General features: G+C 75.1%; 1 protein-coding gene. It reads right to left on the minus strand.

Translation table 11 applies throughout. From position 1 onward, the window contains the following. Nucleotides 1-1,043 (minus strand): DUF6716 putative glycosyltransferase (locus ACYVE9_RS28125; RefSeq protein ID WP_461030708.1); only part of this gene is annotated, 1,043 nt, incomplete at both ends.

Consider the following 1,043-nt stretch of genomic DNA (forward strand, 5'->3'; position numbering starts at 1 on the left):
GGCCGAGGCCGTGCCGGGCGAGCACGCCCGGCAGGTAGCCGGGTGCGGTGGTCGCCGTGTAGTAGGGGCGGACCGGCGGCAGTTCAGGCCGGCCGACCAGTTCGGCGACCCGGGCCCGGGCGGCGTCGAAGGTCGCCTCGTGGGGCCCGTCGGAGGTGACGCCCTGGTGCGTGGTCCACTCCGGGTCGGCCTTCGGCAGCAGGCCGGCGTCGAGTTCGTCCCAGGAGGCCAGGCAGCCGGAACCGATGAAGTGGTGGTTGCCGAGCGCCTCGCGGATGCCCAGGTCGGTCAGCACGGCGGTGGGTATCCGCCGGTGCAGGGACTCCAGGGCGGCGGTGGAGCTGACCGTCACCAGCAGGTCGGTGCGGTCCAGCACCTCACCCATGTGCCCGTACTGGAGGCGGCAGTTGGCGGGCAGACCGCCGGGCAGCCGGCCCACCAGGCGCTGGTAGGGCTGCTCCTCGATGTGGGTGGTCTGCTCCCCAGGCTTGCTGCGCAGCTTGATCAGCACCTCGCGTTCCGGGTGCGTCCGGGCGTGCTCCGCGGCGCGGCGCAGCAGGTAGAGCCGGTCCGCGCGGCTGGCGGGCACCGAGGGCTGCACGGCGAAGGTGACGGTGAACGGCCGTTCGGTGGAGGGCCGGTGCGGCTCGCCCCCGAGGAACGGCAGCGCGCACCGCACGACGGCCGAGGGGTCGGCCCCGACTCCGGCGTAGACCGCGCGGAACCGCTCGGCGTCGTAGGCGGAGTTGGCCAGCACGACGTCGGCGCCGTTGCGGAGCAGCAGTCCGTCGGCGAGCTTCTCGTAGACGACGCCCACGTAGCCGGTGACCAGGACGGGTCGGCGTCGGCCGTCGGCCGGCGCGGTGGACCCGGCACCTCCGGCGTCCGCGGTGCCTTCCGCGTCCGCGGCGTCCGCGGTGCCGTCGCCGTTCCCGGCGTCCGACCAGCGGTGTGCGACGCCGTGCAGCATCGCCTGCACGGTGCCGCCCACGCAGGAGAGCACCACCAGGTCGTAGGGCGCGTCGGCGGGTGCGGCGGAGCGG

The organism is Streptomyces sparsus, assembly GCF_054776295.1.